The 15,951-nt window shown below is 58.3% G+C and carries 10 protein-coding genes; 3 read left to right on the forward strand and 7 right to left on the reverse strand.

From position 1 onward, the window contains the following. Positions 1–144 precede the first annotated feature (144 nt). Positions 145–2,064 carry a tetracycline resistance ribosomal protection protein Tet(W) gene (gene tet(W) / locus ACTQX9_RS07680; protein ID WP_441540987.1) on the forward strand — a complete coding sequence of 640 codons (1,920 nt, stop codon included), beginning with the start codon at positions 145–147 and terminating at the stop codon, positions 2,062–2,064. Between the two features lie 35 nt (positions 2,065–2,099). Here the strand turns inward: tet(W) and ACTQX9_RS07685 are convergent, their stop codons facing one another. The 5 genes from ACTQX9_RS07685 to ACTQX9_RS07705 all read right to left on the reverse strand — a co-directional run bounded on the left by ACTQX9_RS07685 (position 2,100) and on the right by ACTQX9_RS07705 (position 12,618). After that, the gene (locus tag ACTQX9_RS07685) at positions 2,100–2,315 is read right to left on the reverse strand and encodes a hypothetical protein (protein WP_441016470.1); all 216 of its coding nucleotides are present in this window, start codon (positions 2,313–2,315) and stop codon (positions 2,100–2,102) included. Positions 2,316–2,561: 246 nt separating this feature from the next. After that, positions 2,562–4,802 (reverse strand): DNA gyrase subunit A, encoded by a 2,241-nt coding sequence (locus tag ACTQX9_RS07690; protein ID WP_441540989.1) that lies wholly within the window; start codon positions 4,800–4,802, stop codon positions 2,562–2,564. 45 nt (positions 4,803–4,847) lie between these two features. After that, positions 4,848–6,845: a DNA gyrase/topoisomerase IV subunit B gene (locus ACTQX9_RS07695; RefSeq protein ID WP_441540991.1), complete on the reverse strand. Its 1,998-nt coding sequence runs from the start codon at positions 6,843–6,845 to the stop codon at positions 4,848–4,850. A gap of 254 nt (positions 6,846–7,099) precedes the next feature. Next, the gene (locus tag ACTQX9_RS07700) at positions 7,100–11,458 is read right to left on the reverse strand and encodes a hypothetical protein (RefSeq protein WP_441540993.1); all 4,359 of its coding nucleotides are present in this window, start codon (positions 11,456–11,458) and stop codon (positions 7,100–7,102) included. Between the two features lie 155 nt (positions 11,459–11,613). Then, entirely contained in the window at positions 11,614–12,618 is a 1,005-nt protein-coding gene (locus ACTQX9_RS07705; RefSeq protein ID WP_441540995.1) for a helix-turn-helix domain-containing protein, read from the reverse strand. A gap of 297 nt (positions 12,619–12,915) precedes the next feature. Here ACTQX9_RS07705 and guaA point away from each other — a divergent pair, with 297 nt between their 5' ends. Both guaA and ACTQX9_RS07715 read left to right on the forward strand, forming a co-directional pair. Continuing rightward, positions 12,916–13,896, forward strand: coding sequence for a glutamine-hydrolyzing GMP synthase (gene guaA, locus ACTQX9_RS07710; RefSeq protein ID WP_427794284.1), 981 nt, complete (start codon positions 12,916–12,918; stop codon positions 13,894–13,896). A 279-nt stretch (positions 13,897–14,175) separates the two neighbouring features. Then, complete coding sequence (locus ACTQX9_RS07715; RefSeq protein WP_441540997.1) at positions 14,176–14,796, forward strand: DUF5714 domain-containing protein; 621 nt, start codon at positions 14,176–14,178, stop codon at positions 14,794–14,796. Positions 14,797–14,898: 102 nt separating this feature from the next. Here the strand turns inward: ACTQX9_RS07715 and ACTQX9_RS07720 are convergent, their stop codons facing one another. Both ACTQX9_RS07720 and ACTQX9_RS07725 read right to left on the reverse strand, forming a co-directional pair. Continuing rightward, the gene (locus ACTQX9_RS07720) at positions 14,899–15,372 is read right to left on the reverse strand and encodes a flavodoxin family protein (protein WP_441540999.1); all 474 of its coding nucleotides are present in this window, start codon (positions 15,370–15,372) and stop codon (positions 14,899–14,901) included. A gap of 59 nt (positions 15,373–15,431) precedes the next feature. Beyond that, complete coding sequence (locus tag ACTQX9_RS07725) at positions 15,432–15,821, reverse strand: response regulator transcription factor (RefSeq protein WP_441541001.1); 390 nt, start codon at positions 15,819–15,821, stop codon at positions 15,432–15,434. Positions 15,822–15,951 lie beyond the last annotated feature (130 nt).

A 15,951-nucleotide genomic window follows, 5' to 3' on the forward strand; every position in this document is an offset into this window, starting at 1 on the left:
TTTGACATATCCCCAAAAACAGCACTCACAAACAGGTGTATGCTGGTATATGTGTATGTCCGCAAATTATCATCCCCAGTGGTAAAAGTATTTTACTGCTGGGGATTTTTATGCCCTTCGGGGCAGTAAAGGGAGGACAATCACATGAAAATAATCAATATCGGGATTCTTGCCCATGTAGACGCTGGAAAGACAACCTTGACGGAGAGCCTGCTATATGCCAGCGGAGCCATTTCAGAACCGGGGAGCGTCGAAAAAGGGACAACGAGGACGGACACCATGCTTTTGGAGCGGCAGCGTGGGATTACCATTCAAGCGGCAGTCACTTCCTTCCAGTGGCACAGATGTAAAGTCAACATTGTGGATACGCCCGGCCACATGGATTTTTTGGCGGAGGTGTACCGCTCTTTGGCTGTTTTAGATGGGGCCATCTTGGTGATCTCCGCTAAAGATGGCGTGCAGGCCCAGACCCGTATTCTGTTCCATGCCCTGCGGAAAATGGACATTCCCACCGTTATCTTTATCAATAAGATTGACCAAACTGGCGTTGATTTGCAAGGCGTGTATCAGTCTGTTCGGGATAAGCTCTCCGCCGATATTATCATCAAGCAGACGGTGTCGCTGTCCCCGGAAATAGTCCTGGAGGAAAATACCGACATAGAAGCATGGGATGCGGTCATTGAAAATAACGATGAATTATTGGAAAAGTATATCGCAGGAGAACCAATCAGCCGGGAAGAACTTGCGCAGGAGGAACAGCGGCGGGTTCAAGACGCCTCCCTGTTCCCGGTCTATCATGGCAGCGCCAAAAAGGGCCTTGGCATTCAACCGTTGATGGATGCGGTGACAGGGCTGTTCCAACCAATTGGGGAACAGGGGAGCGCCGCCCTATGCGGCAGCGTTTTCAAGGTGGAGTATACAGATTGTGACCAGCGGCTCATCTATCTGCGGCTATACAGCGGAACGCTGCGCCTGCGGGATACGGTGGCCCTGGCCGGGAGAGAAAAGCTGAAAATCACAGAGATGCGTATTCCATCCAAAGGGGAGATTGTTCGTACAGACACCGCCCACAAGGGCGAAATTGTCATTCTTCCCAGCGACAGCGTGGGATTAAACGACGTATTGGGGGACAACACCCGACTTCCTCGTGAAAGGTGGCGCGATGCCCCCCTCCCCATGCTGCGGACGACGATTGCGCCGAAAACGGCAACGCAAAGAGAACGGCTGCTGGACGCTCTTACGCAAATTGCGGATACTGACCCGCTTTTGCGCTACGAGGTGGATTCCATCACCCATGAGATCATTCTTTCTTTTTTGGGCCGGGTGCAGTTGGAGGTCGTTTCCGCTTTGCTGTCGGAAAAATACAAGATTGAAACAGTGGTAAAGGAACCCACCATCATTTATATGGAGCGGCCGCTCAAAGCAGCCAGCCACACCATCCATATCGAGGTGCCGCCCAACCCGTTTTGGGCATCTATCGGACTGTCTGTTACACCACTCCCGCTTGGCTCCGGCGTACAATACGAGAGCCGGGTTTCGCTGGGATACTTGAACCAGAGTTTTCAAAACGCTGTCAGGGATGGTATCCGTTACGGGCTGGAGCAGGGCTTGTTCGGCTGGAACGTAACGGACTGTAAGATTTGCTTTGAATACGGGCTTTATTACAGTCCGGTCAGCACGCCGGCGGACTTCCGCTCATTGGCCCCGATTGTATTGGAACAGGCATTGAAGGAATCAGGGACGCAACTGCTGGAACCTTATCTCTCCTTCACCCTCTATGCGCCCCGGGAATATCTTTCCAGGGCTTATCATGATGCACCGAAATACTGTGCCACCATCGAAACGGTCCAGGTAAAAAAGGATGAAGTTGTCTTTACGGGCGAGATTCCCGCCCGCTGTATACAGGCATACCGTACTGATCTGGCCTTTTACACCAACGGGCAGAGCGTATGCCTGACGGAACTGAAAGGGTATCAGGCCGCTGTCGGCGAGCCGGTCATCCAGCCCCGCCGTCCAAACAGCCGCCTGGACAAGGTGCGCCATATGTTTCAGAAGGTAATGTAAAGATACATAATCGTCAAGACGGCAACAATCAGAAATTATGGAGGGTAACAATGGAACGCCGTTTCTGAAAGGAGCGAGAGAAGCGCCGTCTTGCCCGTTCCCCTTGCTCCCGTAATAATAGTCGACAGGTTGGGATCTCCCGGGCCGTTGATAAAGCCACGGTTGATGTCGCGCAGGATATGCTCGCGACCCGCTAGAAAGGGAGGGACGCTTCCAAATGTTGGGGTAAAGGGGTTCTTGCTGTACTCCATGGTAGCTCCTTTGCAAGTTTTGCTAATTTTTGCAAGTTTTGCTAACTTTTGCAAGTTTTGCTAACGACAGACCAAAGGGCATCGAAGCAGTGGCGCTGACATGTTTTACGCAGAAAAATAAGCAGAATTCAATTTATCTGCGTTAAAAAATAGTTGAGAAGAAAAACGACGAGTCCCGGGCGCAATGCCGTTGCGTTCCGGGCCTCGTCGCTTTGCGAAGTGTCTAACGATCTCGTTGCCGTCGTCCTAGTCAAACAAACTCGGCATGTCGTTTTCCTTCATGAGGGCACCGGCAGAGGGGAGACTCTGCGCGGTGAACTTCTCGGCCGAGACGCCGGCGCCAAGGATCTCCACGGTTGTGCCGACGGTGGTGACCGAGCGACCCTTCTTGGCGGTAAAGGCCTGGACGCCCTGCGTGTTGGTGGTCGTCTTGGTCTTGAGCAGCGACGTGTTGAAGTTCATCAAGCGGTAGTCGCTCGAGACCAGCGCGAGGTCGCGGTCTTCCTTGAGCACCTGTGCATACAGCAGTTTGCTGCCGCCGTAGATGGCGTTCTTGAGGCGCTTGCGGTTGGTCTTGGTGACGTATCCAGAAAGTGCGACGCGCACCACGCGGCCGTTCTCAAAGACAAACAGCACGTCGGCCTTGTAGTCCTCGGGGTCGATGACCCAGATCACGCTCTCGTCGGGTTCCATCTCGAGGTCGGTGGGCAAGTACGAGCCCAGCTGGGCCGACTTGGTGTCCTCAAACGCCGCAACCTTGCACTTGTACACCTGGCTCTTGTTGGTAAACACGAGCAGCTCGTGGGTGTTGGAGGACGGGAACTCGATAAAGGGCTTGTCGCCGTCCTTGTATTTGAGCGTCGCAGCCTTCTTGAGCACGCGGTCGGTCATCTTTTTGAGATAGCCCTCGCGCGAGAGCATGATGGTCACCGGGTACTCCTCGACCTCGGGCTCCAGGCTTACCTCGATGACCTCGTGGGGCTCGATCCTGCCCGTGCGGCGCGGCATCACGTACTTTTTGTTGACCGCGGCCAGCTCGTCGCTGATGACCTTCTTGATGTTCTCTTCGCTCGAAAGGATCTCCTCTAGCTCGGCAATCTCACCCTCGAGCTTAGCGATGTCCTTGGTGCGGTTGAGGATGTACTCCTCGTTGATGTTGCGGAGCTTAAGCTCGGCAACAAACTCGGCCTGGGTCTCGTCGATGTCGAAACCCTTCATAAGGTTGGGCACGACCTCGGCCTCGAGCTTGGTGCCACGGATGATGGCGATGGCCTTGTCGATGTCGAGCAAGATCGCTTCGAGGCCGTGCAGCAGGTGCAGGCGCTCGGACTTTTTGCCCAAGTCAAAGTTAATGCGGCGACGCGTGGACTCAATACGCCACTTGACCCACTCGTGCAGGATCTGGCGTACGCCCATAACACGAGGGTAACCATCGACCAGCACGTTAAAGTTGCATGAGAACGAATCCTGCAGCGTAGTCGAGCGATAGAGCTTGGCCATGAGCTTGTCGGGGTCAACACCGCGCTTAAGGTCGATGGCGATGCGCAGGCCCGAGAGGTCGGTCTCGTCGCGGATGTCAGCGATCTCCTTGACCTTGCCCTCTTTGGAGAGCTTGACGATGCGATCGATGATGACATCGGTCTTGGTGGTGTAGGGGATCTCGTAGACCTCGATAATGCGCTCTTCGGGAATCCAGCGCCAGCGGGAGCGGATCTGGAAGCTGCCAAGGCCGGTCTCGATAATCTTTTCCATCTCCTCGCGGCGGTAGATAATCTCACCGCCGGTCGAGAAGTCGGGCATGGGCATGTACTCGAGCAGATCGCAGTTAGGATCCTGCAGGTAGTGCATGGTGGCGGTGCAGACCTCGTTGAGGTTGAAGCCGCAGATGTCAGACGCCATGGCGACGCCGATGCCCTTGTTGGCCGAGACGAGGATGTTGGGGAACGTGGTGGGCAACAGGCGCGGCTCCTTCATGGCGCCGTCGTAGCTGTCGACAAAGTCGACCGGGTCCTTGTCGATGTCCTTGAAGATTTCGGCACTGATGGGGGCGAGCTTGGCCTCGGTGTAACGCGAGGCGGCGTAGCTCAGGTCACCCGAATAGTACTTGCCAAAGTTGCCCTTCGACTCAACGAACGGCGCGAGCAGCGCCTCGTTGCCGGTGGCCAAGCGCACCATCGTCTCGTAGATTGCGGCGTCGCCGTGCGGGTTGAGCTTCATGGTTTGACCCACGATGTTGGCGCTCTTCTGGCGCTCACCTTTGAGCAAGCCCATCTTGTACATGGTGTAGAGCAGCTTGCGGTGCGAGGGCTTAAAACCGTCGATCTCGGGGAACGCACGCGAGACGTTGACGCTCATGGCGTAGGGCATGTAGTTGACCTCGAGCGTCTGCGTGATCGGCTGATTGGTGACCTCGGAGTGCAGGCCGATGACGTTCTCGGCGTTGACCTGCTTTTTCTTTGGCTGGTTCTTCGTCTTCTTCTTTGCCACGATTTCCTCTTGAACTTCTTATGGGCCGTCGTTATCGATTTGCTGCTACTGCAGGTCCAGCTGGTCCAGGTATTCCTTGCCGTGCTCCGAGATATGGCGCTTGCGGCCCGCCTCGTCGCTGCCCAGCAGAAGGTTGAACATGGTCTCCATCTTGGTGACGTCTTCGGACTCCACCTTGATCAGACGACGCGTCTCGGGGTTCATGGTGGTGAGCCACATCATGTCCGGGTCGTTCTCACCAAGACCCTTGGAGCGGTTGATGGAGCACTTCTGGTCGCCGATCTCCTTAAGAATGCCGTTCTTCTCGAGCTCGGTGTAGGCAAAGTAGGTCTTTTCTTTGCAGTTGATCTCGTAGAGCGGCGACTCGGCGATATACACGTAGCCTTCGTCGATAAGCGTGGGCACCAGGCGATAGAGCATGGTGAGCACGAGCGTGCGGATGTGATAACCGTCGACGTCGGCGTCCGTACAGATGATGACCTTGTTCCAGTTAAGGTTGTCCAGGTCAAAGGCGCCGAGGTTCTTGATGCGCTTGTCTTTGATCTCCACGCCGCAGCCCAGCACGCGCATGAGGTCCATGATGATGTCGGACTTAAAGATGCGCGGATAGTCCTCCTTTAGGCAGTTGAGGATCTTGCCGCGGACGGGCATAACGCCCTGGAACTCGGCATCGCGCGAGGTGCGAATGGCGCCTGCTGCCGAGTCGCCCTCTACGATGTAGATCTCGCGGCGGCTCTTGTCCTTGGAACGGCAGTCGATGAACTTCTGCACCCGGTTGGCCATGTCGGTCTTCTGCTGCAGGTTGGTCTTGATGCTCTGTCGCGTCTTCTCGGCATTCTCGCGCGAGCGCTTGTTGATGAGCACCTGCTCCATGATCTTGTTGGCGGCATCTTTGTTCTCGATCAAGTAGGTCGAGAGGCGCTCCTTAAAGAATGCCGTCATGGCCTGCTGGATAAAGCGGTTGTTGATGGCCTTCTTAGTCTGGTTTTCGTAGGACGTCTGGGTGGAGAAGCAGTTGGTCACCAGCACCAGACAGTCCTGGACGTCCTGCCACTTAATGCCGCTCTCGTTTTTGTTGTATTTGCCCTGTTGCTTAATGTAGGCATCGATGGCGCTGGTGAGGGCACTGCGGGCCGCCTTTTCGGGTGAGCCGCCGTTCTCGAGCCAGGAGGAGTTGTGGTAGTACTCCTGCATCGTGAAGGTGCGCGAGAAGCACATGCAAGCAGTGATTTTTACGTTGTAATCGGGCAGATCCTCGCGATCGCGACCGCGACGGTCGGCCTCGATAAAGAAGGGCTCGGTAAGGTAGTCGGTACCGACCTTCTCGAGCACGTAGTCCTCGATGCCCTTGGGATAGCAGAAGTCCTCTTCGGAAAACTCGCCGTCGTCGCCCTCGATGCGCAGCCGGAAGGTCACGTTGGCGTTGACCACGGCCTGGCGGCGCATGGTCTCGCGATACCAATCGTGGGGGATGCTGATGGAGGTAAAGACCTCAAGATCGGGGCGCCACTTGATAGTGGTACCGGTGCGGTCCTCGTCGCTGGGCTCAACCTCGAGTGCTTTCTTTTTGGCGCCGACGACCTTGCCCTTCTTAAAGTGCAGGGAGTACTTGTTGCCGTCGCGCCAAACCGTGACGTCCATGTATTCGGAGGCGTACTGGGTTGCGCACGAGCCCAGGCCGTTGGTGCCGAGCGAGAAGTCGTAGTCGCCGCCCTGGTTGTTGTTGTACTTACCGCCGGCGTAAAGCTCGCAAAAGACGAGTTCCCAGTTAAAGCGCTTCTCGGAGGGGTTCCAGTCAAGCGGGCAGCCGCGGCCGTTGTCCTCTACCTGAATGGAGCCATCGCGAAAGGCGGTAAGGGTGATGAGCTTGCCGTAGCCCTGGCGCGCCTCGTCAACGGCGTTGGACAGGATCTCGAAGGCGGCATGCGCGCAGCCGTCGAGCCCGTCCGAGCCAAAGATGACGGCAGGGCGCAGGCGTACGCGCTCCTCGTCCTTGAGCTGACGAATACTGTCGTTACCATAGTTTGCGGTGTTCTTTGCCATGCTCGCTCTCTCGATGCTCCTTTGCCGCGTTTTAGTCATATAGATAGTCAAGGTAGCATAGCCCAGCCCTTGGGCGATTCCAACCAACACGAAATCCATCGAACAATCGTTCGGAGTTCGATGAGGTTTCGTTTACCCGCACAAAACCGAGTCGGTTTTGTGCGGGTAAGTTTGAATAGCGAACCGAAGTTGTAATGTCCGCATAGCGATGACGAATGAGCCGAGTCGGCGTCTCTCACAAAAGTAACTAGGAGCTAGCGGGGCCTATCCGAATTGACCTCATTGGCGGTATCGGCTTCGAGCGCCGTGCGGCGGGCGCTGTAGGCGACGAGGCCGGCGCCTGCCGCGGCGAGTGCTGCAGCGGCTGCCGTAAGGGGAGCGCATGTATCGCCCGTGCCCGCAAGCGCGCCCGCTTTTCCGGGGCGCTTGCTATTGTTGTGGTCCTTGCCGCTGCTGGAGCTGCTTCCGCCGGAGCCGCCGCCCTTGTCAGCACCGCCGCCACCCGAGCCGCCACCGTCGTCCGCCGTCATCGGTGCATCGTGAAGCCCCGTCGTATCCGCGCTGTCGCATACGCCGACCTGAACTTCTGAGCGTTCGCATGCCGCGTCGGGCACATGAAGCTCGTGCAGTACGGCACCCAGCGCCGAGTTTGCACCCGGCCGAATTTCCTCGAGCGTTACGGGATCGAGCGCCACCAGATTATGCGCCTTCGCATACAGCGTTACGCGTTTGCCCACTTCGTCGCTCCAGCTCTCGGGGATGGCGAAGCTCATGCGGAACTGTGCCGTGCAACCCGGTGCCAGCACGGCGTTGCCGTTGTCGGCTACCAGCGGGTGCGTTGCAAAACGTGCGCCCAGCGTCTCGAGCGCGTACTTCACGTGTGCCATGTCTTTGGCCGAAGCATCCTCGGCAAGCTCTGGATCGTAGATCGAAACCATGCGTGCGTTCAGTCCGAATCCGATGGATGCGCTGGAGAACGGCTGGCTGGAGCCCTCTCGGTACAGATCGATCGTGCCGGCGGTCAGCAAGGTGTTGCCGTCGTTTCGCACCGTGACCATGAAGGATTCGCCTGCTGCTCCGGGTACCACCGCGCCCGAGGTAGCGACCGCGCCCGTCGGAGTGGCACACGCCACCAAGGGCACTTCGATGCCGTGCAGCTCTGCCTCGCTCTTCTCCGCGCTCACAATGTGCGTGGCGAGTGCGGAGAGCATGCCTCCCGACGTCAAAAATGTCGTTATCTGATCGACGGGATGGTCCAGCTCGCACATCACGAACGGCTCCGTGAACAGATCGCCTGCCAAGGTGCTGGCGAAGATGCGGAAGTGCTTGCCCATCACTGCTACCGGGTTGCCTTCTTCGTCGTAGGTTTGTCCCACCTTGCCATCGGTGTTCTCTACATAGAGCACGCACCTGCCGTTGTTGCTTACGCTAAACGATGCCGGGCCACAGCCTGCGGCACCCACGGGCTGCGTTGCAAATGCCGATGCGCCTCGCGTCCAAGTAATATGCTGCAGTTGCTCGTTGACGGTTGCCAAAAAGCCCGAATGTTGTGGCCATGGCACCGCATGAGGTACCGTGGCGTCTGGTGACATAACGTCCCAGCACGCAATGGACTGGCCGATCACGGCGTACGATGCGCAGCCGCAACCGTCTGCGGTCTCGTACGCAACGGACACCACCATTTTGCCGTTGATATTCTCGGGCTTGCCCAGCTCGATACTCGACGGTGCTTGCGGAAAGCGGAGGACCTGACGGAACGTGAGACTGTCGCCCAAATCATCCGACCACAAGGTAAAGCATTCCAGCGCAACCTCGGCCTCGCTGCCGAGCGCCTTTTCTGCGGTGGTTCCGCGGCGGTGGAGGTAGGCACCCGACAGGCGCCCGTCGACGAGCGTCTTGCCCACCGTGATACGCGGGCACTGCAGACAATGGTAGCCATCCTCCTGAAGGCGGCCGCGCGAGATGCTGCGCCACGACGTATACGACACCACGCGAACTTCGCTATTACTTATGCGCAGGCGCACGACGGACAGTATGCCGGCTGTGCTTGCCGTATCGAAAAGGGTGTTGTCACCTGCGGGGCGCTCGCCCGAGATCAGCAGCACGTAGGCGTCCTGGTTTCCTCTTCCGTCCGTATATTCCACCACGTCGAAGTCGTAATCGAATATGCCGTCGCGCTCCACGTCGCCCTCGCCAAACCCAAGGGGAAAGTCCACGGGAGTGGGAGCGGACCACGTGCCGTTTGCCTTTGTGTGCACCACCAGGCGCGAGCGGCCATTGTCGCCGTAGCGCACCGAGGCGATACGGAACAGACATTCTACGCCGGCAATCATTGCCAGCTTCATGTGAGCTTCGCTGAGCACGCCAGCAAACAGCACGTTGTCGCTCGAGGGTTTTATGCCGCCACGCTCGTCCTCCGATACACCAGCAGAATTGGCGTTGGGGTCCGCAACGGCGTTCGTCGCCTGCCCGATATAGGTGTACTCATACATCGGCGCGGCGTTTTCTATCAGTGTATGGACGAAATGCTCGATCTGTCCCGTGTCGTCGCTTTCTGCATCCGCCTCGAGCTTAATGCGCGTGACCGCTTGATTCCAATCGCGCACGACAGGCGCGACGTTTACGGCAGTGGCCTTAACCTCGGCGCGTGCGAGCAGCTCGGCGTTGGTGACGATGGTGGCCGATGCGATAAATTGCGGCACGCCGCCTGCCTCGGCGTTGCCGGCCGTGCCGAAGCGGGCATCCAACGTGTAAGGCGTATCTCCACCCAATGCGAGCTCAGAGCGCTGGAGCACATACTGGTTGCCATTGTTCACCGACATATTCCACGAATCGAGGAGTGTGGGCCACGACCCCGACCAAGCCTTGGTGGTCCACTTGAACATTACGAACTGGAGTATCACATCGACATCGACGTCTGCACCTACGCGCAGTCGCGGAAGCTGGTGTCCATCTGCCTTCTCGTACCCAATGAACAGCGTGAGGGATGCGGCGCCGCGCACGGCAGACGAAGCGACGCCTGCAACGCCGGCGCCAAAGGTGACGGCAAGCCCGATCTGGATGGTGAACGAGCCCGAGGTGTTTGAATAGTCGAGCGAAATGTTTTTAAAAAACGCCGCGCCGCTGCCGTGCGTGTGGGCACCCACGGCGAGCGCCAGCTTCGCCAGCACCCAGGGGTTGACGTTTAGGAAAAACGGCACCGGTCCTAGGGTAAACTGCTCGGTCCAATTGAGGTCGGTTCTTACCTGGAAGAGGGCCTTAATATTGCCAAATGCGGGGTCGTTGTTGTCACCCCAGGTTTTGCCCACCCAGTCGTAGGCGAGCGATCCGTACAGCTGTGTGGCGATATCCATCGTAAAACGCGGCGTGCAGTGGTGACGAAGCAGCTTAGTGTTCCTTGGATCGGTGCCCGAACCGGCACTCATACTTTTGTACTGATTCCACTTCCCCTCCATCTCGTCGAGGTAGCGGTTTGCCTGCTTGGCGCCCGACTCGCGCGGTGACTTCTTCCAGTATTCCGGATCCGGATTGCCCGAATCGTTCATGTAGCCGACCGGTTTGTATCCTCCGCCAAACAGCACGTATCCGGCAAAAGAGAAATCGAACAAAATGGGGAACGAGGGCATCCAGCACGTGAACTTATTGCCGCCGATGCCGGGAAACGCCGCCGGGAAATCAAACGGAGTAATCTCTTGGTCCATGGTGGTGGGGACGATAGTGGTCGAGCCCGATTCTGCCTTTGCGGCCGGCGCGGTGACAACGGCCATGGGGGAGGAGAGTGTATAGGTCTTGCCCTGATAGTCGAGGACAAAGCGCAGCTTGCATCCTTCCTCCAGAAGGCCCGAAGCTGCATCGAGGAACGTGTCTTCGAGTGTGAACGTTGCCAGATTATCCGAACCCGATGCACTGGCCTTGACTTGGCCAATTTGCGTGACGGTTTCGGATGAGCTGCTCGTGGCGGGCATTACCTTGTTGATGCACAGCGTTGCCTGTCCACCCTGTGGCAGATGTGCCTGCACGGTAAAGGCGTGCGTGTCGGGTTGGTCGTTTCCGGCGTCGTCCTTCGGCAGTGCCATGAACGTGGCGTCGGCGTACTGGATGTCCCACTCGTCGAACGTAAGCTGGCGAAAGTACGGCTCACCGTCGGAAAGCGGACGTGTGGGCGCGGTAATGCCGGTGCCGCCCTGGATGCGCGTGAGGGGGATCTCGACATCACGGTAGCCCGCCATGCTGATGGAGATGCCACCGTTAAAGTCGTACGCGTCGAGAAGCGTTGCCTGGTCCACGTAGCCTTCCGAAAGCGGCGCGACCTCAAAGATGGCCGTGCCCTCGTCGTCGGTAGTGGCGGAGATCTGCTTGCCCGCGGCATAACGCGACGCGAGCGTGACCTGGGCTCCTTTGATGGGCATATTCTTGTTGGCGACGTCGACCACGACCACACCAAACATGGTGCGCGAGAGAACGAGCACCTTGAAGGGGTCTTCTTCGTCGGCATAGGACTCGGTGGGGGCGAATGGCAGTATGAAGGCGTTTGCGCTGCTCGGCACGCGAGGCAGCATGATGCCTGCCAGCGAGGATGCTCCGGCGATAAGTAGCGAACGACGATCAAGCATTTTGGGCTCCCATCCCGCAAATAACGGAGGAAATAATCCTATTTTGCGAGAAGGTGCCCCGTGGCGGTAGTGCCGTTCAAGGGTCAAAATGTCCAAATTGATCGAGCGAAGCACCGGGTTCCGGAACGCGTTCGATGCGCTTGGCAGCCCGGTCGCTAACGCAACATATGCGCGACCAGCTCGGCGCGAGTTCCGATACCAAGCTTGGCATACACTCCTGATAGGCGGTTTTTAACAGTGCCCGGCGATACTTCCATGTGGCGTGCGATTTCGGCGTTGGTCCATCCGCGGCAGGCGAGCATGGCCATGGTGAACTCCGTGGTCGTTAAATCGTCGGCCACGTCCTCGCCCGAATCGGGGTTGTGGATGCGCCGCCAGCCGTAGCTGAATCGATACGTAATCTCGATGATGCGTGCGAAATCGTCAGGGTATTGCGCTTTTAGGCACGCCTCGATGAGCCCCTGTAAAAGGCCGTGGTGCTCGCCAATGAGCTCGATGAGGCCGTCGGGGCGCGCAATGTCCCAAGCGGCTCCGAAATGTGCCTTTGCGGCGTCGATGTCCTTGAGGCTCATGCATGCCATGGAAGCCGCCAGGTGCAGGAACAGTTCCGAGATGGGATAGCTTCCCTGTTTCATGATCAGGGCATTTTCCACCATGCCCAGGCTGCGGCCGTATTCGCCGCGCAGATACAAGGCGTGCGCCATCACGTAGCTGGCGAACAGGCGCAGGCCTTCGGGTAAATGCGCCGCAAGCGGATAAAACTCTTCGGCGGAATACGGGGAAGGCAAGTGCAGCAGGACGCTCGCGGCCGAGGCGAACAGGATATGCATGGCGTGGACGGCAGGCGATTCCTCGTCGGCCGGCGTATCGAGGATGCCAGTAAGGCACCGGCGGGCATCGGCGATACGGTTGAGCGACAGACTGGCGTATCCGCAGATAAAGCATGCGGAATAGCGCAGTGCGGGGTCGGTGGCGTCAAGATAGGGGCGCGCCGTCTTGGCAGCGAGGGTGGCCTGTCCGCGAAAGTACAGCGCTTCTGCCGTGGCAATGGCGCGCGAATCGGGGTCGGAAATGCCTGCAACCGCAGCGTCAATCTGCCCCGGCACAAAGGCGGTGCACATCAACGGCATGGGAACGCAAGGGTAGCCATCGCAGTCCATCTTCCATCTCCCAACAGCTGGCAACAATAGCAGCAATTGTACTCCTGTTACTCGGGACTGGAATTTGCGGGTATGGCATACGATTACGCAGAACGTATAAAGGAAGAGTCTATTGGCGATGCTGCCAAGGTGGCTACCGAAGCCTAGCTGAGCTCGACAATAGGAAAAATTGCCACCCCTGCAAAAAGCTTTGTCGCAGCGATGGGAAACACATCTTGTTCTGCATATAATGAGGTCATATGACGGTGCGTCTGCATACGTGTGACGCATTCCCATCGAACCGAAAAGGAGCTTTGCATGGATTCCAACAAGCGTCCCGACGACATGGTGCGTATCACCACTTCCGAACTTGCCCAGGTGTTCATCGATGAGCAGGTCGCTGCAATCCGCGAGCAGATCGGCGACAAGAAGGTCCTGCTGGCCCTTTCCGGTGGTGTCGACAGTTCGGTTGTCGCGGCCCTACTCATCAAGGCCATCGGCAAGCAGCTTATCTGCGTGCACGTGAACCACGGCCTGATGCGTAAGGGCGAGAGCGAGCAAGTCGTCGACGTCTTCAAGAACCAGATGGACGCCAACCTGGTCTATGTGGACGCGACCGATCGCTTCTTGGATAAGCTCGTGGACGTCGAGGAGCCCGAGGCCAAGCGCAAAATCATCGGCGCCGAGTTCATTCGCGTGTTCGAGGAGGAGGCCCGCAAGGTTGGCGACGAGGTCAGCTTCCTCGCCCAGGGCACCATCTACCCCGACATCCTGGAGTCCCAGGATGGCGTGAAGGCCCACCACAACGTGGGTGGCCTGCCCGAGGACCTGCAGTTTGAGCTTTGCGAGCCCGTCAAGCTGCTGTACAAGGACGAGGTCCGCGTCGTGGGCCGCGAGCTCGGTCTGCCCGAGAACATGGTCGAGCGTCAGCCGTTCCCCGGTCCCGGCCTGGGCGTCCGCTGCCTTGGTGCCATCACCCGCGACCGTCTTGAGGCGCTGCGCGAAGCCGACGCCATCGTGCGCGAGGAGATCGACAAGGCAGGTCTGACCATCTGGCAGTACTTCGCCGTGGTGCCCGACTTCCGTGCCACCGGCGTGCGCGAGGGCAAGCGCGCCTACGACTGGCCCTGCATCATCCGCTGCATCAACACCGTCGACGTGATGACCGCCGAGGTGCCTGAGCTCGACTGGGCACTGCTCAAGCGTATTACCGCTCGCGTCACAGCCGAGGTTCCCGGCATCTGCCGTGTGTGCTACGACCTCACGCCCAAGCCCGTCGGCACCGTTGAGTGGGAGTAAGCTTTTTGGGCTGCTTTGATCATAGTTCCATGAATGGGGAGGCCTCGCGCGATTGCGCGGGGCCTTCTTTTTCGAAAAGAGCTGCCGTCGTGGTGTTGCCACTGTCCATCGTGCTTGCCATCGCCTCTGGTGTTGCCCCTGAGCAGGGCTGGTTTGCGACGAGAACTAGCAGGGCTTGTTGGCGGCACGAGCGAAGCAGGTTGTTTCGCATTGAGCGCGCTGGGCAGAAGAAGGCCATAATGGAGTGTGCGCACAATTTGTTTTAGAGGAGGATGCCGCATGGCAAAAGACGAACAAACAGGCTGGATTGTTGAGATGCTCATGGCCAGTGTGTCGGTGGCGCCCGCGGCTCTTTTGGAAGAGGTTATGGCAGATGAGCGCTGCGTGGATTTTGGCCCCATCCACCATTTTATTGTGGGCGCGGTGCTGCTTGCGTGCTGGCGCAACGCCGAAGCATCTGGGGAGCGAGATGCGATGCTCAAAGACGATCTTGCCGATTTGATGTCTCGTTCGGATTGCGTGCCGGGGGCAACGTGTGCCCGCTGGGGCATGTGCGGGGCAGCTGCGTCTGCGGGCATGGCATATGCAATCGTGCGCGGCAATGCGCCGCTGCGTAGTGAAGGCTGGCAGGAGGGACAGCTTATGGTTTCGGAGCTGCTCGCCGCCATCGCGCGCTCGGGAAGTCCGCGGTGCTGCAAGCGAGACGCGCGCGTGGCGATTCGTGAGGCCGTTTCGTTTTTTAACGCGCTCGGCGGACCACAGCTTAAAGCATGGGAGAAGACGCCAGCCTGCGATAGCTATGCGGCCAATACAGTGTGCATGGGCGAAAAGTGTCCGTATCATCCTGCGATGCTGAGCGCTGAGGAGAGATTGAAGGCACAAGCGACGAAGCCAGAATGACCGACCTTGCGGCGCCACAAGTTGGCGCCCATATGCAACGGACGCCCGCTGTCGAGTAGGCGTCCGCTAAGTTAATCAAATGTAGATGGGATTATCGGGTCATTAGACCCTTGTCGTCCTCACCAGATGGGCCATGTTTTCCCCGAGCTGGCGCAGCATGTCCTCGCCAAAGGGGTTGTCGCCGCTGTTAAACATCATGTTCCAGTAGGTCGACGAGGCCACTGGCATGCCACTGAATGTAAAGCAGCGGTTCAGTTCATCGAGTGTTGAGGTGGACCCCACCCGCCAAAGCGTCGTCACCGCGCATGCCGGCTTGCCGGCGAACCGTCTTCCGTGCACGCTCGCGGCGTAAAACGCGCGGTCGAGCAGCGCGAGCAACGCGCCGTTTGCTCCTGCAAAGTAGACCGGCGTACCCACCACGAGCTCCTGGTCGAGCGTCTCGGATATCGCCTTTACCGCGCGCTTGGTGGCACAGTACACGCCCGAGAGCGGTCCGACGTTGTAAGCGCCCAAGCTGCTCACGTTGAACACATGGCCGGAGCGGCGGGCCCTCATACCGGGCAGCACCGCGCGCACGGCATGGCGTTGGTTCTGTGCGCATGGGCCCCTTGCTTTTGTGTGCGCGAAAGGGGCAGTTATTCGTCACATTCCCGCGCAACGTGCTCGATAAGCTCCTCTTGGCTTACCGGACGCCCCTGATTAAGCATCAGGTATTCCATGATTCCCGTTTCCTTGCGCGTAAGAGATAGAGCCTCACTGTCCACGGAAGCGATGCGCGCCTTGGTGTCAAAGCTGAGCTTTCCGCAGGTTAAAACTATGTCGCTTTGTGTAAAGCGTCTGAGGGTAAGGCTGCGGATCCTTGCCGCAAGCTCGTCCAGATGAAACGGCTCGGTGAGGCAATCGTTGGCGCCGGCATCGAGTCCGGAGACTTTAACGGATACTTCACCACGCGCGGACAGAATCAGTACCTTGGTCTCGCAGTCGGGCAAATACGTCTGTCCGTAGGGTGTGCTCGAGGGCGCCATTCCGCTGGCCATTGCCAACGCCGGTATTTGATCTGCGCTGGGGTGGCTCTTTATCTGGAAACTTGTCGTTCTCATTGCCGTGGTAGAGCAGAGCGTTTTGTTCTACCGCCCCTTCTGCAAATGGATTTGT

This window comes from Collinsella sp. LCP19S3_F2, from assembly GCF_052121015.1.
Lineage (GTDB): Bacteria > Actinomycetota > Coriobacteriia > Coriobacteriales > Coriobacteriaceae > Collinsella.

Bases quoted from the DNA above. Each gene is read 5' to 3' on its own strand.
- ACTQX9_RS07700 (WP_441540993.1), bottom strand. From the start codon at position 11,458: ATGCTTGATCGTCGTTCGCTACTTATCGCCGGAGCATCCTCGCTGGCA.
- ACTQX9_RS07685 (WP_441016470.1), bottom strand. From the start codon at position 2,315: ATGGAGTACAGCAAGAACCCCTTTACCCCAACATTTGGAAGCGTCCCT.
- ACTQX9_RS07695 (WP_441540991.1), bottom strand. From the start codon at position 6,845: ATGGCAAAGAACACCGCAAACTATGGTAACGACAGTATTCGTCAGCTC.
- ACTQX9_RS07705 (WP_441540995.1), bottom strand. From the start codon at position 12,618: ATGGACTGCGATGGCTACCCTTGCGTTCCCATGCCGTTGATGTGCACC.
- ACTQX9_RS07715 (WP_441540997.1), top strand. From the start codon at position 14,176: ATGGCAAAAGACGAACAAACAGGCTGGATTGTTGAGATGCTCATGGCC.
- guaA (WP_427794284.1), top strand. From the start codon at position 12,916: ATGGATTCCAACAAGCGTCCCGACGACATGGTGCGTATCACCACTTCC.
- ACTQX9_RS07725 (WP_441541001.1), bottom strand. From the start codon at position 15,821: ATGGCGCCCTCGAGCACACCCTACGGACAGACGTATTTGCCCGACTGC.